At 63.9% G+C, this 25,058-nt stretch carries 26 protein-coding genes; 15 read left to right on the forward strand and 11 right to left on the reverse strand.

Translation table 11 applies throughout. The features are described 5' to 3' along the window. Window positions 1-67 precede the first annotated feature (67 nt). From NKH28_RS03530 to NKH28_RS03540, 3 genes are all read left to right on the forward strand, one after another. On the forward strand, window positions 68-1,117 hold the full coding sequence (locus NKH28_RS03530; protein WP_352977831.1) for a methyltransferase: 1,050 nt from the start codon (window positions 68-70) through the stop codon (window positions 1,115-1,117). 14 nt (window positions 1,118-1,131) lie between these two features. After that, window positions 1,132-1,638, forward strand: coding sequence for a hypothetical protein (locus tag NKH28_RS03535; protein WP_352474406.1), 507 nt, complete (start codon window positions 1,132-1,134; stop codon window positions 1,636-1,638). A gap of 188 nt (window positions 1,639-1,826) precedes the next feature. Further along, window positions 1,827-2,714, forward strand: coding sequence for a class I SAM-dependent methyltransferase (locus NKH28_RS03540; protein ID WP_352474404.1), 888 nt, complete (start codon window positions 1,827-1,829; stop codon window positions 2,712-2,714). Window positions 2,715-2,828: 114 nt separating this feature from the next. Here the strand turns inward: NKH28_RS03540 and NKH28_RS03545 are convergent, their stop codons facing one another. The 5 genes from NKH28_RS03545 to NKH28_RS03565 form a co-directional block, all read right to left on the reverse strand. After that, window positions 2,829-3,569 (reverse strand): gamma-glutamylcyclotransferase, encoded by a 741-nt coding sequence (locus NKH28_RS03545; protein ID WP_352685500.1) that lies wholly within the window; start codon window positions 3,567-3,569, stop codon window positions 2,829-2,831. Window positions 3,570-3,682: 113 nt separating this feature from the next. Beyond that, a complete protein-coding gene (locus tag NKH28_RS03550; RefSeq protein WP_352541565.1) occupies window positions 3,683-4,717 on the reverse strand; it encodes a hypothetical protein in 1,035 nt (344 codons plus the stop codon). Beyond that, window positions 4,717-5,697 (reverse strand): hypothetical protein, encoded by a 981-nt coding sequence (locus NKH28_RS03555; RefSeq protein ID WP_023674370.1) that lies wholly within the window; start codon window positions 5,695-5,697, stop codon window positions 4,717-4,719. Before NKH28_RS03555 ends, NKH28_RS03550 begins: the two co-directional genes overlap by 1 nt. Before the next feature lie 142 nt (window positions 5,698-5,839). Then, window positions 5,840-5,992 (reverse strand): hypothetical protein, encoded by a 153-nt coding sequence (locus NKH28_RS03560; protein ID WP_352474399.1) that lies wholly within the window; start codon window positions 5,990-5,992, stop codon window positions 5,840-5,842. A 666-nt stretch (window positions 5,993-6,658) separates the two neighbouring features. Continuing rightward, entirely contained in the window at window positions 6,659-8,041 is a 1,383-nt protein-coding gene (locus NKH28_RS03565) for an FAD-binding oxidoreductase (protein WP_352541563.1), read from the reverse strand. A gap of 226 nt (window positions 8,042-8,267) precedes the next feature. On the opposite strand from NKH28_RS03565, the gene NKH28_RS03570 reads away from it, so the two are divergent. Beyond that, complete coding sequence (locus tag NKH28_RS03570) at window positions 8,268-9,275, forward strand: AraC family transcriptional regulator (RefSeq protein WP_352685496.1); 1,008 nt, start codon at window positions 8,268-8,270, stop codon at window positions 9,273-9,275. Between the two features lie 131 nt (window positions 9,276-9,406). Here the strand turns inward: NKH28_RS03570 and efp are convergent, their stop codons facing one another. Next, window positions 9,407-9,973: an elongation factor P gene (gene efp, locus NKH28_RS03575; RefSeq protein WP_023674374.1), complete on the reverse strand. Its 567-nt coding sequence runs from the start codon at window positions 9,971-9,973 to the stop codon at window positions 9,407-9,409. A 114-nt stretch (window positions 9,974-10,087) separates the two neighbouring features. Between efp and epmA the strand changes: the two genes are divergently transcribed. Then, window positions 10,088-11,134 carry an EF-P lysine aminoacylase EpmA gene (gene epmA / locus NKH28_RS03580; protein ID WP_352685495.1) on the forward strand — a complete coding sequence of 349 codons (1,047 nt, stop codon included), beginning with the start codon at window positions 10,088-10,090 and terminating at the stop codon, window positions 11,132-11,134. A gap of 126 nt (window positions 11,135-11,260) precedes the next feature. Here the strand turns inward: epmA and NKH28_RS03585 are convergent, their stop codons facing one another. Continuing rightward, the gene (locus NKH28_RS03585; protein WP_352685494.1) at window positions 11,261-11,392 is read right to left on the reverse strand and encodes a hypothetical protein; all 132 of its coding nucleotides are present in this window, start codon (window positions 11,390-11,392) and stop codon (window positions 11,261-11,263) included. 89 nt (window positions 11,393-11,481) lie between these two features. Here NKH28_RS03585 and NKH28_RS03590 point away from each other — a divergent pair, with 89 nt between their 5' ends. From NKH28_RS03590 to lpxK, 7 genes are all read left to right on the forward strand, one after another. Beyond that, window positions 11,482-12,171 (forward strand): DUF8692 domain-containing protein, encoded by a 690-nt coding sequence (locus NKH28_RS03590; protein ID WP_352685493.1) that lies wholly within the window; start codon window positions 11,482-11,484, stop codon window positions 12,169-12,171. A 253-nt stretch (window positions 12,172-12,424) separates the two neighbouring features. Next, window positions 12,425-13,768: a TldD/PmbA family protein gene (locus NKH28_RS03595; protein WP_352457105.1), complete on the forward strand. Its 1,344-nt coding sequence runs from the start codon at window positions 12,425-12,427 to the stop codon at window positions 13,766-13,768. Continuing rightward, on the forward strand, window positions 13,755-14,561 hold the full coding sequence (locus tag NKH28_RS03600; protein WP_352831747.1) for a 3'(2'),5'-bisphosphate nucleotidase CysQ: 807 nt from the start codon (window positions 13,755-13,757) through the stop codon (window positions 14,559-14,561). Before NKH28_RS03595 ends, NKH28_RS03600 begins: the two co-directional genes overlap by 14 nt. Before the next feature lie 74 nt (window positions 14,562-14,635). After that, a complete protein-coding gene (locus tag NKH28_RS03605) occupies window positions 14,636-14,881 on the forward strand; it encodes a DUF4170 domain-containing protein (protein ID WP_023674378.1) in 246 nt (81 codons plus the stop codon). 5 nt (window positions 14,882-14,886) lie between these two features. Next, a complete protein-coding gene (locus NKH28_RS03610; RefSeq protein ID WP_023717166.1) occupies window positions 14,887-15,666 on the forward strand; it encodes a lysophospholipid acyltransferase family protein in 780 nt (259 codons plus the stop codon). Beyond that, window positions 15,663-16,979 (forward strand): lipid IV(A) 3-deoxy-D-manno-octulosonic acid transferase, encoded by a 1,317-nt coding sequence (waaA, locus tag NKH28_RS03615; protein WP_352474386.1) that lies wholly within the window; start codon window positions 15,663-15,665, stop codon window positions 16,977-16,979. The genes NKH28_RS03610 and waaA overlap by 4 nt, the downstream gene beginning before the upstream one ends. Window position 16,980: 1 nt before the next feature. Continuing rightward, window positions 16,981-18,009 (forward strand): tetraacyldisaccharide 4'-kinase, encoded by a 1,029-nt coding sequence (gene lpxK / locus NKH28_RS03620; protein WP_352474385.1) that lies wholly within the window; start codon window positions 16,981-16,983, stop codon window positions 18,007-18,009. Between the two features lie 250 nt (window positions 18,010-18,259). On the opposite strand, the gene NKH28_RS03625 is transcribed toward lpxK, so the two are convergent. Both NKH28_RS03625 and NKH28_RS03630 read right to left on the reverse strand, forming a co-directional pair. Then, entirely contained in the window at window positions 18,260-18,493 is a 234-nt protein-coding gene (locus NKH28_RS03625; RefSeq protein ID WP_031211156.1) for a DUF2093 domain-containing protein, read from the reverse strand. A 223-nt stretch (window positions 18,494-18,716) separates the two neighbouring features. Beyond that, on the reverse strand, window positions 18,717-19,643 hold the full coding sequence (locus NKH28_RS03630) for a LysR family transcriptional regulator (RefSeq protein ID WP_352977835.1): 927 nt from the start codon (window positions 19,641-19,643) through the stop codon (window positions 18,717-18,719). Between the two features lie 90 nt (window positions 19,644-19,733). Here NKH28_RS03630 and NKH28_RS03635 point away from each other — a divergent pair, with 90 nt between their 5' ends. Further along, window positions 19,734-20,627 (forward strand): DMT family transporter, encoded by an 894-nt coding sequence (locus tag NKH28_RS03635; protein ID WP_352685488.1) that lies wholly within the window; start codon window positions 19,734-19,736, stop codon window positions 20,625-20,627. Window positions 20,628-20,703: 76 nt separating this feature from the next. Further along, the gene (locus NKH28_RS03640) at window positions 20,704-21,048 is read left to right on the forward strand and encodes a DUF2185 domain-containing protein (RefSeq protein ID WP_352541554.1); all 345 of its coding nucleotides are present in this window, start codon (window positions 20,704-20,706) and stop codon (window positions 21,046-21,048) included. A 61-nt stretch (window positions 21,049-21,109) separates the two neighbouring features. Here the strand turns inward: NKH28_RS03640 and mutL are convergent, their stop codons facing one another. Both mutL and NKH28_RS03650 read right to left on the reverse strand, forming a co-directional pair. Further along, window positions 21,110-22,960: a DNA mismatch repair endonuclease MutL gene (gene mutL / locus NKH28_RS03645; protein ID WP_352977837.1), complete on the reverse strand. Its 1,851-nt coding sequence runs from the start codon at window positions 22,958-22,960 to the stop codon at window positions 21,110-21,112. 88 nt (window positions 22,961-23,048) lie between these two features. Beyond that, window positions 23,049-23,951, reverse strand: a complete 903-nt coding sequence (locus NKH28_RS03650; protein ID WP_352977839.1) for a LysR family transcriptional regulator — start codon at window positions 23,949-23,951, stop codon at window positions 23,049-23,051. A 102-nt stretch (window positions 23,952-24,053) separates the two neighbouring features. Here NKH28_RS03650 and NKH28_RS03655 point away from each other — a divergent pair, with 102 nt between their 5' ends. Further along, entirely contained in the window at window positions 24,054-25,043 is a 990-nt protein-coding gene (locus NKH28_RS03655) for a zinc-dependent alcohol dehydrogenase family protein (protein ID WP_352977841.1), read from the forward strand. Window positions 25,044-25,058: the final 15 nt, after the last annotated feature.

Raw genomic sequence — 25,058 nt, forward strand, 5'->3', positions numbered from 1 at the left:
CATGATCCCAAAAAACCGGGAACCGGTTTTTTGGGAGGTCATGGTCTCTTGAGGAAGGAGAAATCTTATGGACGCAACCATCACCGAGGTAACGAAACAGGCGAATGACGTCGCAGAACTGTCGCCCGAAAGCCTTATGCAACTCGGCCTCGGCTTCTGGGCATCGAAGACGTTGCTGAGCGCCGTCGAACTTGACCTTTTCACGGAGTTGGCGGCCGGACCCCTCGAAGGGGAAACGCTGAGAAACCGGCTCGGGCTGCATGAGCGGGGAGCGCAGGATTTCTTCGACGCACTGGTTGCGCTGCGCATGCTTGAGCGCGAGGGCAACGTCTACTGCAACACGCCCGTGACTGACCGCTACCTTGACTGCAACAAGTCGACCTATGTTGGCGGGATGCTCGCCAGGGCCGGTCAGCTGCTTTACGCGAACTGGGGCTCGCTCACCGACGCGCTCAGGACGGGCAAACCGCAAAACGGCACCCAGGACGGCGAAGATCTGTTCGACATGCTGTTTTCGGACCCGGACAAGGTAAAGATGTTCGCGCAGGCGATGACCGGCGGCAGCCTCCAGGTGGCGGAGGCGCTCGCCCGGCATTTTCCCTGGGCGGACCATTGTACCTTCATCGATATCGGCACAGCCGAAGGCAGGCTTCCGGTCGAGGTCGGCCGCGCCCATCCGCATCTCACCGGCGGCGGTTTCGACCTGCCGCCGATGCGGCCGGTGTTCGAGGCCTATGTGGAGCGGCACGCACTTGCAGACCGGCTTCGGTTTTATCCCGGCGACTTCCTTGCCGAGCCGCTGCCTTCCGCCGACGTGCTGGTGATGGGTCATATCCTGCACGACTGGAACCTGGAGGTGAAGCGCGCGCTGCTGGCAAAGGCGCATTCCGCGCTGCCGAAGCAAGGCGTGCTCATCGTCTACGACCAGATCATCGATGACGAGCGACGGGACAACGCTGCGGGTCTGCTGATGAGCCTCAACATGCTGGTCAACACCAATGGCGGGTTCGACTACACGCGCGCCGACGGCATGGGCTGGATGCGGGAGGCGGGCTTTGCCGAGGTCCGCTGCGAGCATCTCGCCGGGCCTCACTCGATGATCGTCGGCATCAAATAGCAGCGGAGAAGCTGATGACACGAAGAGCTCTCATCGCAATTGCCGCCCTTGGCCTGGCCGCAGCATTCACCGCCGCAACGCTCAACCAGGGTGAGGTCGGCGCGGCGTCCGCGACCGCTTCGATCGAGCACGGTCGATACCTGGTGAAAATCGGCGGCTGCAACGACTGCCACACGCCAGGGTACCTGGAGAAGGCCGGCAACGTTCCGCAGGATCGATGGCTGATCGGCGATTCGCTCGGCTTCAACGGGCCGTGGGGTACGACTTACCCGACCAATCTTCGCCAATTTTTGCGGACCATGGATGAGGACGACTGGGTACAGTTCGCGCGCACGATCGAGACGCGCCCGCCCATGCCATGGTTCAACCTGCGTGCCATGAGCGAGCCCGACCTGCGCGCCATCCACCGATATGTGCTTTCGCTCCCGGCAGACGATACGCCGGTTCCGGACTATGTGCCGCCCGGTCGTCCGCCGAAGACGCCGCATATCGTGTTCGTTCCGCGGGCGCCGAAATCATAGTGGCGTCCGAACGCCGGGCGCAGGGTGTTGTCCGCTTGCGTGGTACGCCAGGCACGGGCGCCTGTTTCAGTCGTAACGCAATTCCCGATTCCGGAAATCACGTTGTAGCACCGATCTCCGATGGTGACGGTCGGGCCCCGGGCGGTCATCAGGCTGCCCAGCGGTCACAAATCCCGGATAAATCGATCATGGAGTCAAACATGTACAATCTGCTTGCCGAACATGCGCCGAAGACCGGCCGTGATCAGAGCCCCATGGATCCGCGTCCCTATGCGTTGGGTTACACGCAAAGCGAATTCAAGCGCCTGGAGCTGCAGGGAGCGCTCATTCACGACCTTACCGAGCATGTCCTGCGCAGTGCGGGCATAGGACCCGGCATGCGCGTGCTCGACATTGGCTGCGGCGTAGGCGATGTCTCCTTGCTGGCCGGAAGGCTGGTCGGACCGGCGGGAAGCGTGCTTGGTGTCGATCGCTCGGCAGAGGCTGTGGACATTGCCGAGCGGCGCGCCACTGAATCCGGCCAGTGTTACTGGACACGTTTCACGACGGCCGAGCTTGATACATTCTCGCCCGACGGGAGCTTCGATGCGGTGATCGGCAGGCTTGTCCTGATGTATCTGCCCGACCCGGCCGCAACCCTGCGCAGGCTTGCCGGTTTCCTGCGGCCTGGCGGCATCGTCGCCGTCCAGGAAATGGCGATGCCGCTCACCCGCAGTTTTCCAGAGGCGCCGCTGTTCGGCAAATGCCGCGGCTGGATCATCGACACGATCGAGCGCGCGGGTTTCGAGGTCGACATGGGTGGCAGGCTGCCCATGGTGTTCGCCGGCGCAGGGCTGCCGGCGCCGCGGATGAACTCCGCCGGCCTCGCCGGCAGCGGACCCGACTCGCCGATCTACGACTACATTGCCGGCACGTTGCGCAGCCTGTTGCCGATGGCCGAGGCAGTCGGTACCGCAACCGCCGCCGAGGTGGAAGTCGATACCCTCGCCGAGCGGCTGCGCAACGAGGCTGTCGAGCAGCAGACGTGCATCATGCTGCCGCCCTTTGTCGGCGCATGGGCGAACACACTGGCATAGAACCGAAGGAAGGACACACGATGCTCGATACTGCCATCGGCGAGCACGCGGGACATCTCGTCGACCTGCACAACATCGATTTCGCCTGGGAGCCCGGCGAGATGCTGGTCTGGCTCAGGGACGAATGAAGCCCGATCGCAGCGCCCGACCGATCTCCTCGGCCACAAGTTCCTGCAACTGCCAGAGATTGCGGTCGCGGATGCCGCAGGCGTCGAGATGGCGAATGGTCTCGAACAGATATTCGGCGCCCGAACCCCAATGGCCGACGGCCGTGGCCAGGGTCGCCGCTATCGCTCGCTTTTCGAGCTTGCCGGCATAGCGCGGATTGGCGGGATCGACAACGAAACCAAGCGCTTGGCCCGTGCCGTCGCCCGTCCTGACCTGCAGCCAGCGCGGCACGTTGACGGCCGGCAGGATGGTCATCTCACGGCGCAGCAGCGTTTCGAGATTGGCCCCCACGGGCTCGGCGATCTCGAATACCATGCCCTGACACTGGCCGCCGCGGTCGAGCGCCATCATCAGGCCGGGCTGCTCGATGGTGCCCCTGAAGCGCTGCACCGTAAAACAGAACGAACGGTGCCAGCCCGTCGCCACGGCCCGTTCGCCACCCCTGACCTCGCCGGCCGGCTTCCACAGCAGCGAGCCATAGGCGAACAGCTTCACCGGCCCGCCCGGCGCGCCGGCCAGCACCTCGTTGCGAATGCGCGCGTAATCGGCATCGGTCATGTAGACCATGCCCGGCGTCGGCCCGGCATCCTCGACCGCACGCAAGGTGCGGGCGACCAGCGCCTCGGTCAGCGCCATCGGTGTCTTGCGCGGCGAACGCCGTGATGCGGCGGAAATGACCTTGCTCATCCTCATGCTCTCAGCCTTGCCGCCATGTTGCCGAAGGCTGAAGGATTCTCAAGGGCCGAGTAAACCAGCGCGGTATCAGGATTCGAACTGTCGTGTACAACAGCTTGACTGGCTTAGTGCGGAGGCTGATCTGGCCGGACGGTGTCGTTGCAGCCGTCAACATAGGGATGGACCGACCACCGGGAGCCGGGCCGGGCCTGTTGCGCCTTGGTGAGCGGATCCTGGGACTGCGCGTAGCCGTCCTGGTAGCCTCGAACGATTTCGTCGATATCGTCGGGCCAGTCGCCGTCCCATGGCCGTCCCAGAATCTGGGCCTGTTGGACCGGATGCAGTTCGTTGTGGCCTTCATGAAAGCTGTCGTGGATGTGTCCGGCATCATAGACCCACCGGCCGGTCACCCCCAGGATTGTCGCTCCGGTTCCGTCGCCCTTGTTGGTCTCGATGCTCGGCAAGCCGGCATCGCTCGGACTGGCGGTGTCCGAACTGCTGAAGGCCGCGCCGAGCAGCGAAGCGAGCAAGGCGAGAAGCGCCAATACGTAGGCGACGACCGCGCCGACGCCCGACATGCATAGCGCCAGCGCTGCCAGGGCGGCGATCAGGGCGAGGATGTTGACGGTCTGCAGGTCATGGATCGATGCCCCTTCGAACTCCACATGCAGCGCCTCTGACTTTACTCCGGTCACCTTGTCCTCCGCCGGGTTCCCCGTGAACAGAAAGCCGTGCGAGGAGGTGATTGCGTTTTCGGCCATCAGATAGCCGAACGGGGCACTGGCGGCGGCAACGGCCTGGGAGACGCCCACCGGGTTGTTCGGCAGCAGCAAATTGAGGCTGTAGTCGGAGTCCAGGCTTCCTGGCCAGGTCTTTTCCGACGGCGGCTCGATGCTGATGACCATGCCGACGATACTCACCGGCTCGCCCAGGCAAACCAGCCGTTTGTTGAGCCACCAGTCGCAATAAGCGAGAATCCACACAATCTCAGTCACCACCAGCGCGATCGGTATGCACCACGGTTCGCCCATTGCGACCACCACCACGACCATCACGGCTGCGAATATGCCGCTGGTAATCGCCGCGCTGATGTACTGGTTGACCGAAATCACCTCGTCGGCGGTCGTGCACTTGGTCCAGGATTTGTCGTCGGTGGCCATCACGGCTCCAAGCTGCTGAGGACGGTCAAGGTGACGCCGCCGCTGGCGCGGTCACCCTCGTCAAACGCATTCAGATTGAGGGCTTGCCGGCCGGTCCAGCCGTCCGGCGGCGTAGCGACCGCCGTGATCGTCACCTGTTCGCCCGGCGCCAGCGACGGCAGGTCAGGCGAAATCTCGACCTTCCAGCCCGGCGGCAGGGGATGAGCCGACGGCAAGTGTGCCGCCAGCCGGCGCTTTTGCTCCGCCTTGGCGGTCTCTTCCGTTGGCTGCCGGTCGTCGCGACAGGGGCCGAGCGGCGGAATGGTGTAGGCATCGACGGTGAACCGGTACCGATGCGGCCGACGGGTAGCGTTGCGCAACTCGAATTGAAATGTTGCTGGCGACTGGGCAAGTCCGACATCGGTATTTTCTTGCCCGAGATTGTTGGCGAAATTGGCGTCATCGGCCGGGTCGAGCAAAGCTTGCAGGCAATAGTGACCTGCTTGCCGCGGCGTATGCCAGTCGAAGGAGACGAACCCAGGCTGGCTGGCGGATCCGATCACCCCGACCGAGACCGGCCTGGTGGCGATCGGATTCGACACGGTTCCGATGCCAAACGACAGATAGGACAGATGGACCGGCATCTTGACGACGACGGCATCCGGGGAGGCGTTCCAGACGCGAACCCGCACCTCGTAGTCGGTATCCGCCTGCAACCTGCCGGCGGGAACGGGCACACCACCCTGGCGTAGCTCGATATCGGGATTATCCCAGGTGACCGCGAGACCAAGACCGATCAGATAATACTGATCGTAGATCAGCGGGTCAGGCCGGCAGAAAGCAGGGTGATCGATCGGTACGCAATGCGCCCGGGATCCTTTCTGGTCGACCCGGCGGTCACCCCCTAGCCGCCACCGGCGACAGAAACGGCGAGCCATCTCGATCAGTGCCGGAATCCAGGCGGAGAACAGTGCTCGCAGGATTGCCGCTATTCCTCGCATCGACTTCCCCTCTGAAGCTAACGCAGGGCAACGCTCTGATAACAACGGGATTCGCGCGGCAACAGTGTATTGGAGTGTCAGACGACTGGTGCCGTTTGTACTCTGGTCAGACGAATAAAGCTGGGCTCGAACGGTACGCGGGCTATTTCCGCGCGAAGAAACCGCGCGCGAACTGCACGATGTGCTTGTGGAATGCGAGCGCCAATATTGCGACAACGGCAAGTATGTAGAGAGCTTCGGTCGATCCGTCGCCGCCGTCAGGGGAAATACCAAACCAACTCTCGATGAAATCCATGAACAGATTCCCTCTGCGCAAACTTGCGACCGATGTTCAGCATAGCTCTTCAGCTTGTCCCGGTGTCAAGTAGGGATGCATTGCCATCCACATAAATCCAGTAAAGACCGTTGTGCCGAATTGTCTGCTGCCGAATTGTCTGCTGTTTGTCGATAAACCTGAGAATTTGCCTAAAGATTGCTAAAAAATTGTCGCGGCTTATTGATGCACAACTGAAGGAAAGCTTTGTATCTCGGTCATTTCCGGGTCATTTTGTCGATCATGTGCGAACGATCCAGTCAATGATGGGGTGTCGCCAAACAGGTCCGGACTTGTGCATGGACAGTACGCGGCCCACCACGATCAGAAACGCGGGGTAGCCTGAAAAGCAGCCCGGCATGGCTCATTGGACGCCATTCGGCGGTCGTCTGGCCTGGTTTCAAATGTAGTCAGCTCTCGAACGTGCCCCGCGGCGTCGTCACGCTGTCGGCTGTTGACAGGAAAGAGGCGTTTGAAAAATCACCGGCGGTCGAGGCAGCAAAAGTCACCATGCCGTATTTCGCCCGGGACACCACGATTCCGGCGAGATGCTGGTCTGGATCAGAGCGTCCTGACCGGCAAGCTATCGTACCGGCCGAGCCTTAGCTGGGCCGGCCGGTACGCTTGCCGGCCTGACAAGAGCCGCCGTCAAGCAGCCGGTCGAATGTTTTGGTTGACCCGGAAGAGGTTGTTCGGGTCGTATTTCTTCTTCAGCGTAGCCAGGCGCTCATAGTTGTCGCCATAAGCCGCCTTGAGCCTTGCATCGCCCTCGTCGTCCATCATGAAGTTCAGGTAGGCGCCACCCAGATCGAACGGATGCACGGCCTCCCAGTAGGCCTTGGTCCAGCGCGTCACCGGCCCCGCTTTCTGTGGGTCCGGATCGATCCCGGCGATGACCATCGACCAGGTCGCATCACGGTAATTCCAGGGTGTCTCGTCTTTGCCGACGCGATGGACCGCACCATCGATCGGGTAGAGATGCATGAGCGATAGCTCGCTCGGCGTCTTCGCCGCCTGCTCGAGATGGGCGTCGATCGCCTCGTCGGACAGCGTCTTGACGAAATCGCCCCGCCAGTACCACTGCATTCCCTTCGGGTAGAGCCCATCGAACATGCTCTGCACCGCGGGATAGGGCATCGTTCCCATCCAGTTGAACCAGGGCGCGGGCAGCGCATCGAGCAGCGGGGCCAGCGCCTCTCTGCCCTTTTCCTCCGGGCCGTTGTAGCAGCACATCAGCAGACACATCCGCTTTCCCCAAAACTCTTCCGGGAAGGGTGCGCTCGAGAGGACGGTCTTGAGCCCGAGAAAGATCCCGAGTTCTTCGGGCGCGTTCGGCAGGAACTCGCGATAATGCTGCATGATGGTGCGGGCGTGGCGCTGATCCCATGCGATCGGCCCCGCAAAGACCATGCTGACCCGGTGGAGCCTGAACACAAAGCTGGTGACGATGCCGAAATTGCCGCCGCCGCCGCGAAGCGCCCAGAACAGGTTGGGGTTCCGCTCCTTGCTGGCGGTGACGAAGCTTCCGTCGGCAAGCACGACATCGGCCTCGACCAGGTTATCGATGGTCAGGCCATATTTGCGCGTCAGATAGCCATGGCCGCCGCTCAGCGTCAGTCCGGCGACCCCGGTGGTCGAGATGATGCCCGCCGGTACGGCCAGGCCAAAGGCATGGGTGGCATGGTCGAGGTCGCCCTGAGTGCAGCCCGGGCCTACCCGCGCCGTGCGGGCATCCGGATCGACGCGCACGCCGTTCATCGCCGACAGGTCGATCACCAGACCGTCATCGCAGCTCCCCAATCCTGGTCCATTATGGCCGCCGCCACGTACCGCAACCAGCAAATTGTTGTCGCGGCCGAAATTCACCGCTGTGATTACGTCGGCGACGTCGACACAGCGGGCGATGATCAGCGGCCGCTTGTCGATCATGCCGTTGTAGAGCTTGCGGGCCTCGTCATAGCGGGCGTCGCCGGCGCGGATGACTTCGCCTCGCAGGCTTGCTGCGAATTTGGTGATGTCTTCATCGTTCATGACATTCCTCCCTGTTATTGGACCTGTCGGCCGGCCGATGAAACGCTAATCCCGTCCGCTGTTCCCGCAAATGTCACATCGTCCATTTCTGTTGCCCGATCGTTCAGAGTAGGATTAGACCGGATGGATAGTTGCTCGGGCGGCCATATTGCCGGATAGTTCGAGATGCCTGGCGGAAAAACTCGTTGTCAAAGGGAGTAGCCGATCGTTTCCGGAGGTGTAGTGCATGGATGTCCTTTCCGATGTGCTCCGAGCCGTTCGCCTCACCGGTGCGATCTATTTCGACGTTGACGCCAGCTCTCCCTGGGTCGGCGAGTCGCCGGGCACGGCCGACATTGCCGCCGCCATCATGCCGGAGGCAGAGCACATCATTTCTTTTCATGCCGTGATGTCGGGCTCGTGCTGGGCCGCGCTGGGAGACGATTCGGTGCCCCCGGTGCTCGTGAACGCCGGTGATGTCGTTGTCTTCCCCGGTGGTGTTCCGAACGTCTTGAGCTCCTCGCCCGGGGCACGGGGCGAGCCCAATATGGCGATGTATTATCGGCCGATTGACGAGAGCCTGCCGTTCGCGGTGATCCATGGTGGCGGCGGAGACGAGCGGACCCGGTTCATTTGCGGGTATCTTGGCTGCGATGCACGTCCCTTCAATCCTCTCCTGGCCGCATTGCCGGCCATCCTGTGCGCCCGCAAGCCCGCCGATGGAAGCAGCTGGGTTATCGACCTTTTTCGGCTGGCGCTGGCAGAAGGTGGCAGTGGGCGGGCGGGCTGTGAGACGATACTCGCCAAGCTGAGCGAGCTGATGTTTGTCGAGATCATCCGCCGCCATCTCGAGACCCTGCCCGACGATTCGCGCGGCTGGCTGTCAGGCCTACGGGATCCACATGTCGGCGAGGCGCTCCGGCTCATCCACGCTCGCCCCAGGGAGGAATGGACATTGGACCGGCTCGCCCGCGAAGTAGGGCTCTCGCGCACGGCGTTTGCGAGCCGCTTTACCCACTATGTCGAGGTCTCGCCCATGCACTATCTTGCTCGCTGGCGTCTACAACTGGCAGGACGCTTGCTCGAACGCCCTGAAATGAGCATCGCGCAAGCGGGTGCCGAGGTCGGCTACGAGTCGGAAGCCGCCTTCAATCGCGCCTTCAAAAAGTTCGTCGGCATTCCACCTGGCACCTGGCGAAAGGGACGGTCGGCGTTGCTCGAGGCTCAGAGATTGCCCGCTGGCGTCGTGCAATAGGAAAGAACTGGCAGGGCGTTGACGCTTCGGTCCGCGTTCAGCGTCCCAATGCTCGAAAACCCCTGGCACAAAGCGGTAGACGATGACCGGCCGCCGCGACGCCTTCGGCGAGGCGTGTCAGACTTCGCGCCTTAATCTTTCGCGCGCTCGACATAGGCGCCATCGGCGGTCATCACCACCACGCGGGTGCCGGCGCTGATGTGTGGCGGCACCAGGGTACGCACGCCGTTGGACAGCGTTGCCGGCTTGTAGGACGAGGACGCCGTCTGGCCCTTGGTCACCGGCTCGGTCTCGACCACCTCGAAAGTGGCGCGCTGCGGCAGTACCAGCGAGATGGCGATGTTGTTGTATTGCGAGATCTGCACCGGCATGCCTTCCACCAGATAGGGCGCCATGTCGCCGACCACGCTTTCCGGCACCGCGACCTGGTCGTAAGTCTCCGGATTCATGAAGTGAAAGCCTTCGCCGTCACGGTAGAGGAACGTGTGCTCGCGCTCCTCGACATAGGCGCGCTCGACCTGCTCGGTGGTGCGGTAACGCTCGGAAACCTTTACCCCGTCGGAGATACGCCGCATGTCGAGCTGGGTGACCGGCGTACCCTTGCCAGGATGAATGTTTTCGGCAAAGAGGATCACATAAAGCTTGCCGTCCTTTTCGACGACGTTGCCTTTGCGTAAGGAGCTGGCGATGACCTTCACGGGTTTCCATCCTGATAAAATTTGTTGGCGCAAATCGGCTGGAGAGGCCGTTGCGTGCGGCCTAGCGCATCTTGGCCGCAATCGCCAGCCCTCTGTGCAATTCCCCTGAAGCCGATGACCGCCGCCTCGCCGTGGTGGACGCCGCATGTCCACGCCGACCGCCGGCCGCGGCTGATCCTGCGCAATGCCATTGCCGCCGGGATGCGCGACTGGTTCGCCCGCCGCGACTTCGTCGAGGTGGAGACATCGGCCCTGCAGGTCTCGCCCGGCAATGAAGCGCACCTGTCGGCCTTTGCCACCGAGGCGATCGGGCCGGACGGGCAGCGCCAGCCGCTCTACCTCCACACGTCGCCGGAATTCGCCTGCAAGAAGCTGCTTGCCGCCGGCGAGGAGCGCATCTTCAGCCTCGGGGCTGTCTGGCGCAACCGCGAGCGCGGCCCCTTGCACCATCCTGAGTTCACCATGCTCGAATGGTACCGCGTCGGCGAGACCTACGAGAGCCTGATGCGCGATTGCGCCGAGCTCGTAGCGCTGGCGGCCGAACGGGCCGGAGCGAAGCGTTTTAGCTTCCGCGGCCGTGAGGCCGATCCGTTCGCCGGGCCGGAACGGTTGAGCGTCGCCGAAGCTTTCATGCGCCATGCCGGCATCGATCTGCTGGCGACGGTTGCAGCCGATGGCAGCACCGACCGCGCGCGGTTGCATGCCGCCCTGGTCCAGGCCGGATTGCGGACCGCGCCCGACGACAATTGGGCCGACCTGTTCAGCCGGGTGATGGTCGAAAAAATCGAGCCAGCGCTGGGGCAGGGGCGCGCTACCATTCTTTTCGGATATCCGATCTCGGAGGCGGCACTGGCCAGGCCGAGCGCCGACGATCCACGCACCGCCGAGCGCTTCGAGCTCTATTGCTGCGGCGTCGAGCTCGCCAACGCCTTTGGCGAATTGACCGATCCGGCCGAGCAGCGCCGGCGCTTTGCCGCCGAAATGGATGAGAAGCAGCGCGTCTATGGCGAACGCTACCCGATCGACGAGGATTTCCTCGCCGCGCTCGCCATCATGCCGCAGGCGAGCGGCGCGGCGCTCGGCTTCGACCGGCTGGTGATGCTCGCCACCGGCGCGCTCAGGATCGACGACGTGATCTGGACGCCGGTGGCTGGTCCCTGAGGAAGGTTGGACAAGCCGATCTCGCCCGGCTTGAAAGCCAGGATCAGATGGTCGGTCCAGGCCGCCGCCGGCTCCGTCGAGCCAGAAGATTGGCGACGACCAGGAGGATTATCGACAGCCCCATCATCAGCGTGGCGGCGCTATTGCCGGGGAGAGCTTTTCGCGCAAGCCGATGAACATTTCGAGCGGCATGGTGCGTTGGTTGGCGCTGGCCAGGAACTGCACCGCGACGACCTCGTCATGTGCGAGACGCTGCAACCGTTCCGTGTGTTGCCACGATCATGGTGGGCCGGCATAGTGCTGGCGGGGTTCTCGGCGCCGCGGAGCTATCGGCCGTCGTACTCAGAATGGCCTTCGGCACAATGCCAGACAAAAACGCGCTGAACGCAAAACATAGCAGCGAATGGACAATGTCCTGGCGCCTGGTCATACTTGCGGCCGTGGCGATTAATGTTGTGATGCTCTTGGCCGCGCTGTTCGTCGCGCAAACTCTTGGTCTGGACGCTACAATCTTCTATCGAGATCCATCTGCAGCCGCGGATGTCGGCTTCTATACGGGGTGGATTTCGTCCCTAGGTGCTTCACTGTGGATCGGCACCGGCGCGGCGACCCTGTTTGCCGGTCTGCTCACGCACCGATGGGATTGCACGTTTCTCGGCGGCCTTACCTTGGTCATGGGCCTCGATGACCTGTTGTTGATCCATGAGGACGTGCTGCCGTTTGTCGCGATACCAGAGATTGTTACGATGATTGCCTACGCCGTCGCCGGGTTGTTCTGGTTCTTTCGGCTGCGACGGAAGACATTCGACGGCTCGATCGTATTTGTGGCCGCAGGCTTCCTACTCGCGATGTCAGCAGCGATCGACCAGCTGGGAGAGCTGTTTCCTAGCCCGGGTTCGGCGGTCGACATCGCCGAAGACGCTGTCAAAGAGCTTGGCATCTTCCTTTGGGCGGCAGGTGCCGTCGGGTACGCGGCGATGGTGACACGGTTGGGCCGCCCGTGGGTGGATCCAGCCGATCCCAACTCTACAGGCTGACGTTCGCACACGCCGCATCTTCGACTCGTCGCCGGCAGCGGTGCCGCCGTCGCGGCTTTCGGTCACGGCCACCTCGGATCTAAGCCGTCCTTTGTGCGTCTGGAAGGACGCACCATCTCTGGATCGGTCGCGCTGACCTGGGGCTAGATGCCTCCTGATTGTCCGCTTCTCCCATTGCAGAAGCGGCATCGGGACAATAGATGGTGCAGCAGCGGCTGCCCTTCAGCCGGCCGGAAATAACAGGATCATGCGCATGACCGATACGCTCGACGCAGCGAAACTGACCGATCGCGTCGCGGCCCTGGTCGAGGCTGCCAAACGGGCCGGCGCCGATGCCGCCGATGCCGTTGCGGTACGCGGCCGCTCGACCGGCGTGTCGGTGCGGCTTGGCAAGGTCGAAGGCACAGAGGCGTCCGAGAGCGAGGACGTCTCGCTGCGCGTCTTCGTCGGCAAGCGGGTAGCCAGCGTTTCGGCAACAGCGGCATCCGACCCCAATATGCTGGCCGAGCGCGCGGTCGCCATGGCCAAGGTGTCCCCCGAGGATCCCTATCAGGGCCTCGCCGACCCGGCCTTGCTGGTCAAGAAACCGCGCGACCTCGATCTGTTCGACGCCACCGAGGTGTCGGCGGACCAGTTGAAGGAAGCAGCGCTTGCCGCCGAAGCGGCGGCGCTTGCCGTCAAGGGCGTCACCAATTCGGCCGGCAGTGGCGCCAGTGCCGGGCTTGGCGGCCTGGTGCTCGCCACCTCGCACGGCTTCGTCGGCCACTACGTCGCCTCGCGTTTTTCGCGCTCGACCAGCGTGATCGCCGGCGAGGGCACCGGCATGGAGCGCGACTACGAATTCTCCTCGCGCCAGCATTTTTCCGATCTCGACGCGCCGGAAGACATCGGCCGCAAGGCCGGTGAGCGCGCTGTACGCCGCATTGGCGCGCGCAAGGCGGCGACCGGGCCTGTCGACGTGGTGTTCGATCCGCGTGTGGCGCGCGGCATTGCCGGCCACCTTGCCGGTGCCATCAATGGCGCCGCGGTGGCGCGCAAGACCAGCTTTCTCCGCGACATGATGGGCAAGAAGGTGGCTTCGGCCGCAATCACCGTCACCGACGAGCCGCTCCGGCGCCGTGGACAGGCCTCGCGCCCGTTCGACGGCGAAGGCGTCGAGGGCGAAAAACTGTTCATGGTCGACAAGGGCGTGCTCAACCACTGGTTCCTGTCGACTTCGGCGGCTCGGGAACTCGGCCTCGTCACCAATGGGCGCGGCTCGCGCAGCGGCTCGTCGGTCTCGCCGTCGTCGACCAATCTCGCCATCGAGCCCGGGGAAAATACGCCGGAAGAGCTGATCAAGTCGCTCAAGACCGGCTTCTACGTCACCGAAGTGTTCGGCCAGGGCGTCGACATGGTGACCGGCGAATATAGCCGCGGCGCTTCCGGCTTCTGGATCGAAAATGGCGAGCTGGCCTATCCCGTCGCCGAGGTGACCATCGCCTCCAATCTGAAGACGATGTTCCTCAACATGGTTCCGGCGAGCGATCTCGACCGCAATTTCGGCACCGCCGCGCCCACGCTTTTGATCGAAGGAATGACCCTTGCCGGAGCTTGACCCGGCCGTCTCGGCCGGCGCTACTGAAGACCTGCAGCTGTTGCGCGATGCCGCCCGCGAGGCGGGGCTCATCGCCATGCAATACTTCAACAACAATCCGCAAGTGTGGATGAAGGGCGGCACCTCGCCGGTCAGCGAAGCCGATCACGCCGCCGACAAATATCTGCGCGAGACCTTGCTGGCGGCCCGGCCGGATTATGGCTGGCTGTCGGAGGAAACCGTCGACGACCCGGTAAGGCTTGTCGCGCGCCGCACCTTCGTCGTCGATCCGATCGACGGCACGCGCGGCTTCCTCGAGGGCCTGCCCACATGGTGCGTCAGCGTCGCTGTGGTCGAGAACGGCCGAACGCTTGCCGGCGTACTCGACTGCCCGGCGAAGGGCGAAATCTATTGGGCGCTGCCGGGCGAGGGCGCGTTCCTGAACGGCAGGCGCATCAGCGTGCGTCCGCCGGCGGAAACGGCCGAAATCGCCGGACCGAAGGCGATGATCGACCTGCTGCCGGCGAAATGGCACAAACGGCTGAAGCGCGTGCCCTATATTCCTTCGCTCGCCTACCGGCTGGCGATGATCGCCGGCGGCCAGCTCGATGCCACCTTCGTCAAGGCCAACGCACATGACTGGGACATCGCCGCGGCCGATCTCATCCTGCGCGAGGCAGGCGGAGCCTTGCTCGATCGGCATGGCCGCGCGCCGCTCTATGCCGGCGAAGTGATCCGTCACGGACCGCTCGCCGCCGGCAGCGGCGAACTCCTCGCCGTGCTCGCCGGCGTCATCGCCGGGCTGGACAATTGACCACTATCAATAGTTCCAAAGTCGGCGGCTTTGGTCTAGACCTGTCCCAAACTCACGATATGTGAAGGATCGACATGGCCGCTGAAGACGGAAAGAAGCAGCTTTTGCACCTGGTGTTCGGCGGCGAACTCAAGAAGCTGGGCGGCACCGAATTCCGCGATCTCGACGCGCTCGATATTGTCGGCATTTATCCGGATTACCAATCGGCGCACGCCGTCTGGAAGGCCAAGGCGCAAGCTAGCGTCGACAATGCCCATATGCGCTATTTCGTCGTTCACCTGCACCGCCTCCTCGACCCCGAAAACAAGGCTGTCGGTTGACATCGATGAACCATGAAGCGGTCAAGCGATCAGCCCCGCGGTCGGCGGTCAGACGTCGCAAGCCGAAGACGTTCTGGCGCAAGATCCGCGAACCGCTGGCGCAGTCGCGATTCGTCAAGAATGCGCTTGCCGCGCTGTTTGCGTATTTCGTCCGCCTTGTCCGCTTGACCAACCGCATGGTCGACGGATCGGCCAAGTTTTCCGGCGGCGCCTATGCGCAGCTCGAGCCTGGCATCATCGCGCTCTGGCACGGCCAGCACCTGCTGACCCCGGCCTACTATCCCAAGGGACGGCCGCTGGTTGCCATGGTATCGCGCAGCGCCGATGCCGAGCTCAACGCGCTGATGGTCGAGAAATTCGGCATCGAGGCGGTGCGCGGCTCTGGCGGGCGCGAAAGCGCAAGGCATCTCGACAAGGGCGGGGCCAAGGCGCTCATCGCCCTCAAAAAGTCGCTCGCCACCGGCAAGAATGTCGCCATGATTGCTGATATTCCCCACGGCACGCCGCGCGATGCTGGGCTCGGCGTCGTCCTTCTGGCGCGGCTGTCCGGCCGGCCGATCCTGCCTGCGGCGATAGCCACCAGCCGCCGCAAGGTGATCGAGGGCAGCTGGGACAAGACGACGATCAACCTGCCCTTCGGCCGCTCCTCGATCGTCGTCGGCACGCCTGTCTTCGTGCCGGCCAACGCCGACGCCGCCGAAATGGAACGCAAGCGCCAGGAGGTCACGGCCTCGCTTAATGCCGCGACCGCCGAGGCCTATCGCCTTGTGGACGGTTCGAAATGAGTGTGCGCTGGGCGCGCGCCTTCCTGACCGCATACCGTTTCGCGGGGGCGGCCGCCTACCCGTTGGCCGGGCCTTATGTCGCCTGGCGCACTTCCAGAGGCAAGGAGGATCGCATTCGCCGGCGCGAACGCTACGGCGTCGCCGGACGCGAGCGCCCCGAAGGCCCGGTGATCTGGATCCATGCAGCCAGCGTCGGCGAGACCATCGCCGTCGTGCCGCTGGTCGAGAGCATTCTCGATTACGGCGTCAACATCGTGCTGACGACGGGCACGGTCACCTCGGCGCAGGTCGCCGAAGAACGGCTGGGCGACCGCATCATCCACCAATATGTGCCGCTCGACCTCAAGCCGGCGGTCAGCCGCTTCCTCGACCATTGGCAGCCGGACCTGGCAATCATCGCCGAATCGGAGATCTGGCCGATGACCATCCTGGAACTCGGCGCCCGCCGCGTGCCGCAGGTTCTGGTCAACGGCAGGCTGTCCGACCGCTCCTTCAAGTCCTGGAAGAAGCGCGCCAACATTGCCGAAGCATTGTTCGAAAATCTCGCCCATGTCGTCGCCCAGTCGGACCTCGATGGCGAGCGCTTCCTTTCGCTCGGCGCCCGGCCGGTCACTGTATCCGGCAATCTCAAGGTCGACACCGCGCCGCCGCCGGCCGACGAGCGGGCACTGGCGGCGCTGAAACGCCAGATCGGCGGCCGCCCGACCTGGGCGGCGATCTCGACCCATGACGGCGAAGAGGCGGTCGCCGCCGAAGTTCACGCCATGCTGCACAAGCGCCACCACGGGCTTTTAACGATCATCGTGCCGCGCCATCCCGATCGCGCCGGGCAACTGGCCGCCCAGATTTCCGGCATGGGCCTGAAGCTGGCGCAGCGCAGCAAGGGCGACAGGATCACCGCCGACACCGATATTCTGCTCGGCGACACGATCGGCGAGATGGGGCTTTATCTGAGGCTGACGGAAATTGCCTTTGTCGGCCGTTCGCTGACTTCCGAGGGCGGCCAGAACCCGCTGGAACCAGCCATGCTGGAGACAGCGGTGCTTGCCGGCCGCAACGTCCAGAATTTTCGCGAGGCCTATCAGCGCCTGCTCGATAGCGGCGGCGCCAAGCTGGTGCGCGACCGCGATATGCTGGCCGGCGCCGTTAATTTCCTTTTGACCAACGAGGCGGCCCGCCATGAGATGATGGCGGCGGGTGCGGCGACGGTCGACGAGATGCGCGGTGCGCTGGCGCATACGCTCAGGTCGCTCGAGCCCTATATCCAGCCGCTGGTCGTCAAGTCGCGCCTGAAGGGCGCGAACGGGCGCTGACGTGACCTCGGAAGCGCCGCCCTTCTGGTGGGAAGAGCCGGACTGGCGGGTCACGGCGCTGTCGCCGCTCTCCGCCGTCTATGCGCTTGTCGCCGGTCGCCGCATGCGGCACGCGCCGCGTGAAAAGGTCGAGGCGCCGGTGCTCTGCGTCGGCAACTTCACCGTCGGCGGCACCGGCAAGACGCCGGTGGCGATCGCGCTGGCCGAGCAGGCCAGGCGCATGCAGCTTAATCCGGGTTTCCTGTCGCGCGGCCATGGCGGCTCCTTCGCGCAGCCGCATATCGTCGATCCGCACCACGATGCCGCCAAGCATGTCGGCGACGAGCCGCTGCTTCTAGCCGAACACGCCCCGGTCGCGGTGACGCCGAACCGGGCCGCCGGCGCCAGGCTTCTGCTGGAGAAGCTCGGCTGCGATTTCCTGATCATGGATGACGGTTTTCAGAGCGCGCGCATCCACATCGACTATGCGCTCGTCGTCGTCGACGCGCGACATGGCATCGGCAATGGCCGCGTCATCCCCGGCGGGCCGCTGCGGGCAAAGATCGTCGACCAATTGGTCTTCACCAGCGCCTTGCTGAAGATGGGCGAGGGCACCGCGGCCGATACGGTCGTGCGCCAGGCAGCGCGCGCCGGCAGGCCGATCTTCGAGGCGCACACTGCCCCGAGCAGCAAGGTGACGCTGGCCGGCAGGCGGTTCCTGGCGTTCGCCGGCATTGGCCATCCCGACAGGTTTTTCGACACCGTAGCCGAGGCCGGCGGCGAGCTTGCGCTGACCCGACCGTTTCCTGACCATCATTTCTACAGTGCGGACGAGCTTGCCGAATTGGCGGCGACAGCACGTAAAGCCGGGCTTGGTCTCATTACCACCGCCAAGGACGCTGCCCGCCTGCGTCACGGCGCGGCACCGCCGGAATTCCTCGACGGGCTCGATGTGCTGGAGATCGACACCGTCTTCGAGCTCGACCATGTGCCGCAACGCATCATCGACGAGACGCTGGATGCCTGGCGGCAGCGCCGGCTTAAAGGCTGACCAGAAGCGTGAGCACCGAGGCAATGCGGGACTGGAATTTGCGGCTTTCCGCCGGTCGAACGTATTTTGTTCTTGCTTTGTGCCGGCAGCTATGCTAGTAATTTGGGTATGGTGATGATTCGCCGGTGGCCCGCCCTCGAACTTGAGGCGGGTTTTTTATTTCCATGGCCTCTAAGGTTTCGGTGTTGCCGGCCTGACGCCGCGGCAGAGGGCGCAGGATCGCAACGGGGCTGCTTCCATTTGCGCTGGACTAGCGTCGGCGGCGCAGTTCCGGATGCGCTTCGATCTCGCGGCGCAGCGAGGCAGCGGCGTTCACATAGGGTTCCTGCCTGGCGACACTCCAGTATTTAAGCTCGTCGAGCGGGATGCTCTCGCCGGTCACCGCGCAGCGCACGAAGGCGCCGGGGCTGGTCACCTGGAAGTCGCCGTCGAGATAGCGGATGCGGGCTTCCTTGCCGCCGGGTCCTTCGAAACGGTTCATCATGGGGTGGTGCCGAAATTCATGACGATGTCATCGCCACAAATTGCGGCGAGGTCAAGCTCGGTTGGCTTTGCCTGGTTCTGTTTCTGGTGACACTTGCTCGAACAAGCCGGCAAAGCGGATGCCAATGCATGTCGCGCAAAAGTGTGCAGCGGTTTTGCGCGACATGCATAAACACAAGAACCTGAAGCGCGTCGCATGAGGCCGGTCGAACGCGACGCGCTTCTCATTCCTCGGCCGTGATAAACTGCTCGATCTTCTCCGCTGGCAGCCCGGCCTGGACGGCGATGCGCCGGGCGAGTTCGGCGGCGGCGGCGCGCGGGCGCCCCAGCGGCCGGTCGAGCCAGTAAGATATCGGGCTTAGCGCACTGCGCTCGTCTACGGCGACGATGCGGCCCGATTTCAATTGGTCCACCGTCAACGGCGGACGTGCCAGCGCAATACCGAGCCCGTGCGCGGCGGCGTCGAGCACGAGGTTGTAGTCCTCGAAACGGCGGTCGTGCGGCCGCGGCCGATAGTCCATCTCCTGCGCCGCAAACCAGGCGCGCCAGGCTGAAGCGTCGGAATCATTGATCACCGGAAATTCGAGCAGTCGGGCGGGATCTCCGCGACCGATCTCCCTGGCCAGTCCCGGCGAGGCGACCGGGAACACATATTCTTCGAAAAGCTGCACCGAGATCCGGCCCGGAATGCGACCGCGCCCGCAGCGGATCGACAGGTCGATGCCCTCGTCGGCAAGATCGCCTTGGCGGATGTCGACGTCGAGCACGATACGCAGCTTGGACGGGTGGTTCTCCAGCGCCGCCATGCGCGGCATCAGCCACAGCCCGCTGACCGAGGGGATCGAGGTCAGCCGCACCACCGCCGTGCCGCGCGGCTCGACCCAGCGATCCGAATTGCTGGCGATCAGGGCAAAGGCTTCGGTGGTGCGCAGATGCAGGCGATTGCCCTCGACCGTCAGCGAGACGCCGCGGGCGCCGCGATCGAAGACTTTCAGCCCGAGCCAACCCTCGAGCTTGGCGATCTGCCGGCTGACGGCGCCGTGAGTGATGTTGAGCTTCTCGGCCGCCGCCGAAAAGCTGCCGGTCCGAGCCGCGGCGTCGAAGGCGCGCAGCGTTTCGAGCGGCAGCATCGGGTCTAAGCTGTGATCCATAGTCACAGGTGATCCTCGATTTGTTCGTTTGTCAACCGACCCGCAATAGCGTTTCTCTACTTCATGGCATTGGATCGCGAGGACACCCAGATGAGCGCTTACACCGGCACGTTGAATACGACACAGCGCATGGATGCCACGGCTGCCATCGCGGTGGCGCTGACGGTGGTCGGCTGGGCCTCCGCCTTTCCGGCGATCCGCGCCGGCCTTGCCGCTTTCGGGCCGCTGGAACTTGGCGCGCTGCGCTTTGCCATCGCCGCGGTTCCGGCGGCGATCTTCCTCGCGGTCAAGCGGCCGGCGCTGCCCAGGCTCGATGAACTCTGGCGCTTTGTCTTCGGTGGTGCCGTCTTCGTCGCGCTCTACACGGTGATGCTCAATTTCGGCGAGCTGACCGTTTCGGCCGGTGCGGCCGGCTTCATCATCAATGTCAGCCCGATCTTCACCGCCATCATGGCCATGGCGCTGCTCGGCGAACGCTTCTCGGGCCTGGCCTGGGCCGGCACATTCCTGTCCTTCGCCGGTATCGGGATCATCGCCATGGGCGAGGGGCAAGGGCTGCATTTCAACAGCGGTGCGCTGCTTGTCCTCGGCTCGGCGCTGTGCTCGGCGGTCAACACCATCGTCCAGAAGCCGCTGTTTGGTAGCCACCACCCGCTGACGATCTCGGCCTCGAATATGGTGCTTGGCGCGCTCTGCCTGTCGCCGTTCCTGTCGAGCGGTCTGGCACAGGCGGCGGTCGCCGACACCGCCGGGCTCGGCGCCGTCATCTTTCTCGGCATCGTGCCCAGCCTGATCGCCTATGCCGCGTGGGCGACAGCACTTTCCCGACTGCCCGCGGCGCGTGCCTCGACCTTCCTCTATCTGGTGTCGCCGATGGCGACGCTGATCGGCTTCTTCTGGCTGGGCGAGGTGCCGACGCTGCTCGGCATAATCGGCGGGGCGCTGGCGCTGGGCGGCGTCATTGTGGTGAATTTGAAGAGATGAGAGCTTTAGTGCTTGACTGCTGGTGGCGTACGCGGCTGATTTAACTAGAAGTACGGTTGCCACCAGTGAGCTTTGAATGCCTAAGACGTTTTTCAGGGATGGTTCGACGTTTCGCCCAATAGCAGTTGGTTACGGCAGCTGTATTGCGACCGACCGCATCACCGTGGATGGCGCGCAAGTAGGCTATCTTTACCGCGAAACGCCAGATCATCCGGTTGATAGCGGATGGTGCTTTTTTGCAGGCGATGAATCTGACGAATACATCAACGACCCCAACAATTCCGGGTTGTACGATGTCAATACAATTGCGAATTACGACCCGCTCATTACCTCTTGTTTAGAGGCGCCTTGTGGAAGTGCGTTTTTGAGAATCGAGGGGAAGTTTGTCCGTCAGAAGTTCGAACCCCCAGATGATGATTAAAGCCGCCTGTGGAACCAGCCTTGCTAGCGAGTTATAGACAGCGCCAGCGCGAGCGACCTTCTCACCGCCTCCCAAACAGCCTCTCGATATCCGCCAGCTTGAGCTCGATGTAGGTCGGGCGGCCATGGTTGCAGGTGCCGGAGCCCGGCGTCGCCTCCATCTGCCGCAGCAGCGCGTTCATCTCTTCCGGTTTGAGCAGGCGGCCGGAACGTACCGAGCCGTGGCAGGCCATGGTCGCGGCTATTCTGTCCAGCCGCTCCTTCAGCGTGTCGACCGTGTCGTTGTCGGCGATCTCGTCGGCGAGATCGCGCACCAGCTGCTGGACGTTGGTCTCGCCGAGCATCGACGGCGTCTCGCGCACCGCGACGGCACCGGGGCCGAAGCGCTCGATGCCGAGGCCGAAGCGGGCCAGCGTCTCGGAATGCCTGGCAAGCCGCTCGGCATCCTCTTCCGACAGATCGACAATCTCGGGCAACAGCAGCATCTGCGACGGCACCGAGCGTGAGTGGAGGGCGTTCTTCAAGGCCTCGTAGACCAGCCGCTCATGTGCCGCGTGCTGGTCGACGATGACCAGCGAATCCCTGGTCTGGGCGACGATATAATTCTCGTGCACTTGCGCGCGCGCCGCGCCCAGCGCCGTGCCGAGCAGCGTTTCCGCCGCTTCGTTTTGCCCGGCGCGCGCATCGGCGCTGTGCAGCGGCCCGGCGTCGAAGGCCGCCTGCTCGTCCTCGCCGAACCCGTCGCCCATATTGAGCGGCCGCTGCGGCGAACGGGCAGGATCGAACCCGGCAAAGCCCGATGCCCGATAGGCGGCCTCGTAGCTGCGGTGACCGTTGGCCGGGCCACCATGCGCATAGGATGCGGCGCCTGGCCGGAACGCCGCCATCATGCCGGCGGCCCCTGTGGTGGCGGGGCGGATGCCGGCATTGGCCAGCGCTTCGCGAATGGCGCCGACGATCAGCCCGCGCACCAGCCCCGGGTCGCGGAAGCGCACGTCTGCCTTGGCCGGATGGACGTTGACGTCGACGATCGCCGGATCGAGCGCCAGGAACAGCACGGTGACGGCATGGCGGTCGCGCGGCAGCACGTCGGCGAAGGCGCCGCGAATGGCGCCGGCGATCAGTTTGTCACGCACCGGGCGGCCGTTGACATAAGCGTATTGCTGCAGCGCGTTGGCGCGGGTGAAGGAGGGGACCGAGACATGGCCGGCGAGATGCACGCCGTCCCGCGTCGCGTCGATGGCGATCGCATTGTCCGGAAAGTCGGCGCCCATCACCTGCGCCACCCGGCGCAGCCGGCCTTCCGGGCTGTCGTCGGTCGCCGGCAGTTCCAGCGTCGAGCGGTCCGGGCCGGCCAGGGTGAAGCGCACGGCGGGAAAGGCGATGGCGATGCGCTTGACCACGTCGCCGATGGCCGAGCTTTCGGCGCGCTCGCCCTTCATGAATTTGAGCCTTGCGGGCGTGGCGAAGAACAGGTCGCGCACCTCGACCGTGGTTCCGCGATTGGCCGCCGCCGGCCTGACCGCGGAGACGCGGCCGCCCTCGATGCCGATCTCGGCGGCGTTTTCACTGGACGCGGTGCGCGAGCGGATCGACAGCCGTGCCACCGAGCCGATCGAGGGCAAGGCCTCGCCGCGAAAGCCGAGCGAGCGGATGTCGTGAATGTTGTCGGCGAGCTTGGAGGTGCAATGGCGCGCAATCGCCAGCGCCAGTTCCTTTTCCGGAATGCCCGAGCCGTCGTCAATGACGCGGATCAGGTTCAGCCCGCAGCCGGCGGTGACGATCTCGACTCTGGTAGCGCCTGCATCCAGCGCGTTCTCGACCAGTTCCTTGACCACGCTTGCCGGACGTTCGATGACTTCGCCGGCGGCGATCTGGTTGATCATCGTTTCGGAAAGCTGGCGGATCGGCATGGGGCACTATAGGCGGATTCGTGGTCGATGCGGGAGGGCGGAATTGAGGAAATCCACGCAGCTGATCGCGACTGGCCGCTCGTGCACTTCAACTCATGAGCTTGGGCAGCGCTGCCGCCAGTGCATCGACGGCAAGGCGGACTTTCATCGGCAGATGAGGCGTCTGCAACCACAGGGCATGAACGTCGTAGAGAAACCGGGATTGTTCCGGCAATAGCAGGACAAGCGCGCCCGCCTGGATGCGCTGGCGAACCAGCCAGTATGGCAGCCAGGCGAGCCCCATGCCGGCGGCCGCGGCATCGGCGATGGCATCGAGATCGTCGAGCCGCAATCTGCTGATGGGCCTGGCCTCAATCGCGGGGTGGCCGTTGCGCGGAAACAGCCACGGCTGAACGGCACGCCCGGAACGGCGGTAGATGATCGCGTGATGGCTGCCGAGGTCATCTATTTCATGTGGCTCGGCGTGCCGGTCGAGATAGGACGGCGACGCGCAGACGACCATGTGCTGGCGCGCGATGCGACGCGCCATCACCCCGGCCTGGTCCTCCAGATCGCCCGTTCGGATGGCAAGATCGCAGCCGTCCTCGGCGAGGTCGGCGATGGCATCGCTGAACGACAGGTCAAGTTCCAGCGCCGGATATTGCTGCGCAAACCCGAACAGGATCGGGGCAACGCAGCGCCGGCCGAAATGCACCGGCATGAGGACACGCAGCTTTCCGCGCGGTTCGGCAAGCTGATCGGCGGCGAGTGCATCCGCGGCCTCCGCTTCGGCAAGCACCAGCCGGCAGCGTTCATAGTAGGCGCGCCCGAAATCGGTCAGGCTTTGGCGGCGCGTGGTCCGGTTGATGAGGCGCACGCTCAGGCGCTCCTCGAGAAACCGGACATGCTTGCCGACCATCGGCCCGGACAGATCGAGAGCCGCCGCCGCGGCTGCGAACGAGCCCAGGTCGACGGCTTTGACGAACACGGCCATGCTCGTAAGGCGATCCATATTCAAAACCTACAGTTTCTGCTGATCTACTCAAGCGGCCATTTATCCGCCTAATGAGCGCTGGCATAGCTGATTCAGTTCAAATATTTTGGAGTTTGACCGATGGCACGTGTCGTTCGCTTTCATGAGCTCGGTGGTCCCGAGGTCCTGCGCATCGAGAATGTTGACACGCCTGCGCCCGCGAGCGGTGAGATTCAGATCCGCGTCAAGGCGTTGGGCATAAACCGCGCCGAGGCGCTGCTGCGTTCGGGGACCTACATCCAGACCGCGCCGTTGCCTTCCGGTCTTGGGCTCGAGGCGGCGGGTATCGTCGAGATGGTCGGCCAAGGCGTGGACGGGTTTGCGCCTGGCGATGCCGTCAGCATCGTGCCGCCATTATCGATGGCCCGCTGGCCTGCCTATGGTGAGATTGCCACATATCCCGCCGAGCTCGTCGTCAAGCATCCACCATCGCTGAGCTGGGAAGAAGCCGCCGCAGCGTGGATGCAATATCTCACCGCCTACGGTGCGCTGATCGACATTGCCAAATTCCAAAGCGAGGACTTTGTTGTCATTACCGCGGCCTCGAGCAGCGTCGGACTCGCCGCGATCCAGATCGCCAACATGATTGGCGCGATCCCGATCGCGGTCACACGGACATCCGCCAAGAAGCGGGCTTTGCTTGAGTTCGGCGCGGCCCACGTCATCGCCTCGGCAGAGGAGGACCTGGAAGCCGGGCTGAAGCGGATCGCCGGCCCGGACGGCGTGCGCGTGGTGTTCGATGCCGTCGGCGGCCCGATCTTCGAGCCACTGACGGCAGCGATGGCACCGGGTGGCATTCTCATCGAATATGGCGGCTTGAGCCTCGACCCGACATCCTTTCCGCTACCTGCAGTGCTGGCCAAGACACTGTCGCTGCGCGGTTATCTCGTCCATGAGATCGTGCGCGATCCGGTCCGGCTGCAGGCCGCCAAGGCGTTCATCCTTGACGGACTGAGCTCGGGTTCGCTGAAGCCGGCAATCGCCAGAACCTTTCCGTTCGACCAGATCGTCGAGGCGCACCGCTATCTCGAATCGAACGAGCAATTCGGCAAGATCGTCGTGACCGTTTGACCGGGCATTTATCGG

It is taken from the genome of Mesorhizobium sp. M1227 (assembly GCF_040318315.1).
In the GTDB taxonomy this organism is placed as follows: Bacteria; Pseudomonadota; Alphaproteobacteria; order Rhizobiales; family Rhizobiaceae; genus Mesorhizobium.

Coding starts and splice junctions, on each gene's coding strand:
- NKH28_RS03530 (WP_352977831.1), top strand. CDS start 68: ATGGACGCAACCATCACCGAGGTAACGAAACAGGCGAATGACGTCGCA.
- NKH28_RS03535 (WP_352474406.1), top strand. CDS start 1,132: ATGACACGAAGAGCTCTCATCGCAATTGCCGCCCTTGGCCTGGCCGCA.
- NKH28_RS03540 (WP_352474404.1), top strand. CDS start 1,827: ATGGAGTCAAACATGTACAATCTGCTTGCCGAACATGCGCCGAAGACC.
- NKH28_RS03545 (WP_352685500.1), bottom strand. CDS start 3,569: ATGAGCAAGGTCATTTCCGCCGCATCACGGCGTTCGCCGCGCAAGACA.
- NKH28_RS03550 (WP_352541565.1), bottom strand. CDS start 4,717: ATGGCCACCGACGACAAATCCTGGACCAAGTGCACGACCGCCGACGAG.
- NKH28_RS03555 (WP_023674370.1), bottom strand. CDS start 5,697: ATGCGAGGAATAGCGGCAATCCTGCGAGCACTGTTCTCCGCCTGGATT.
- NKH28_RS03560 (WP_352474399.1), bottom strand. CDS start 5,992: ATGGATTTCATCGAGAGTTGGTTTGGTATTTCCCCTGACGGCGGCGAC.
- NKH28_RS03565 (WP_352541563.1), bottom strand. CDS start 8,041: ATGAACGATGAAGACATCACCAAATTCGCAGCAAGCCTGCGAGGCGAA.
- NKH28_RS03570 (WP_352685496.1), top strand. CDS start 8,268: ATGGATGTCCTTTCCGATGTGCTCCGAGCCGTTCGCCTCACCGGTGCG.
- epmA (WP_352685495.1), top strand. CDS start 10,088: ATGACCGCCGCCTCGCCGTGGTGGACGCCGCATGTCCACGCCGACCGC.
- NKH28_RS03590 (WP_352685493.1), top strand. CDS start 11,482: ATGGCCTTCGGCACAATGCCAGACAAAAACGCGCTGAACGCAAAACAT.
- NKH28_RS03595 (WP_352457105.1), top strand. CDS start 12,425: ATGACCGATACGCTCGACGCAGCGAAACTGACCGATCGCGTCGCGGCC.
- NKH28_RS03605 (WP_023674378.1), top strand. CDS start 14,636: ATGGCCGCTGAAGACGGAAAGAAGCAGCTTTTGCACCTGGTGTTCGGC.
- NKH28_RS03610 (WP_023717166.1), top strand. CDS start 14,887: ATGAACCATGAAGCGGTCAAGCGATCAGCCCCGCGGTCGGCGGTCAGA.
- waaA (WP_352474386.1), top strand. CDS start 15,663: ATGAGTGTGCGCTGGGCGCGCGCCTTCCTGACCGCATACCGTTTCGCG.
- NKH28_RS03625 (WP_031211156.1), bottom strand. CDS start 18,493: ATGATGAACCGTTTCGAAGGACCCGGCGGCAAGGAAGCCCGCATCCGC.
- NKH28_RS03630 (WP_352977835.1), bottom strand. CDS start 19,643: ATGGATCACAGCTTAGACCCGATGCTGCCGCTCGAAACGCTGCGCGCC.
- NKH28_RS03635 (WP_352685488.1), top strand. CDS start 19,734: ATGAGCGCTTACACCGGCACGTTGAATACGACACAGCGCATGGATGCC.
- NKH28_RS03640 (WP_352541554.1), top strand. CDS start 20,704: ATGCCTAAGACGTTTTTCAGGGATGGTTCGACGTTTCGCCCAATAGCA.
- mutL (WP_352977837.1), bottom strand. CDS start 22,960: ATGCCGATCCGCCAGCTTTCCGAAACGATGATCAACCAGATCGCCGCC.
- NKH28_RS03650 (WP_352977839.1), bottom strand. CDS start 23,951: ATGGATCGCCTTACGAGCATGGCCGTGTTCGTCAAAGCCGTCGACCTG.
- NKH28_RS03655 (WP_352977841.1), top strand. CDS start 24,054: ATGGCACGTGTCGTTCGCTTTCATGAGCTCGGTGGTCCCGAGGTCCTG.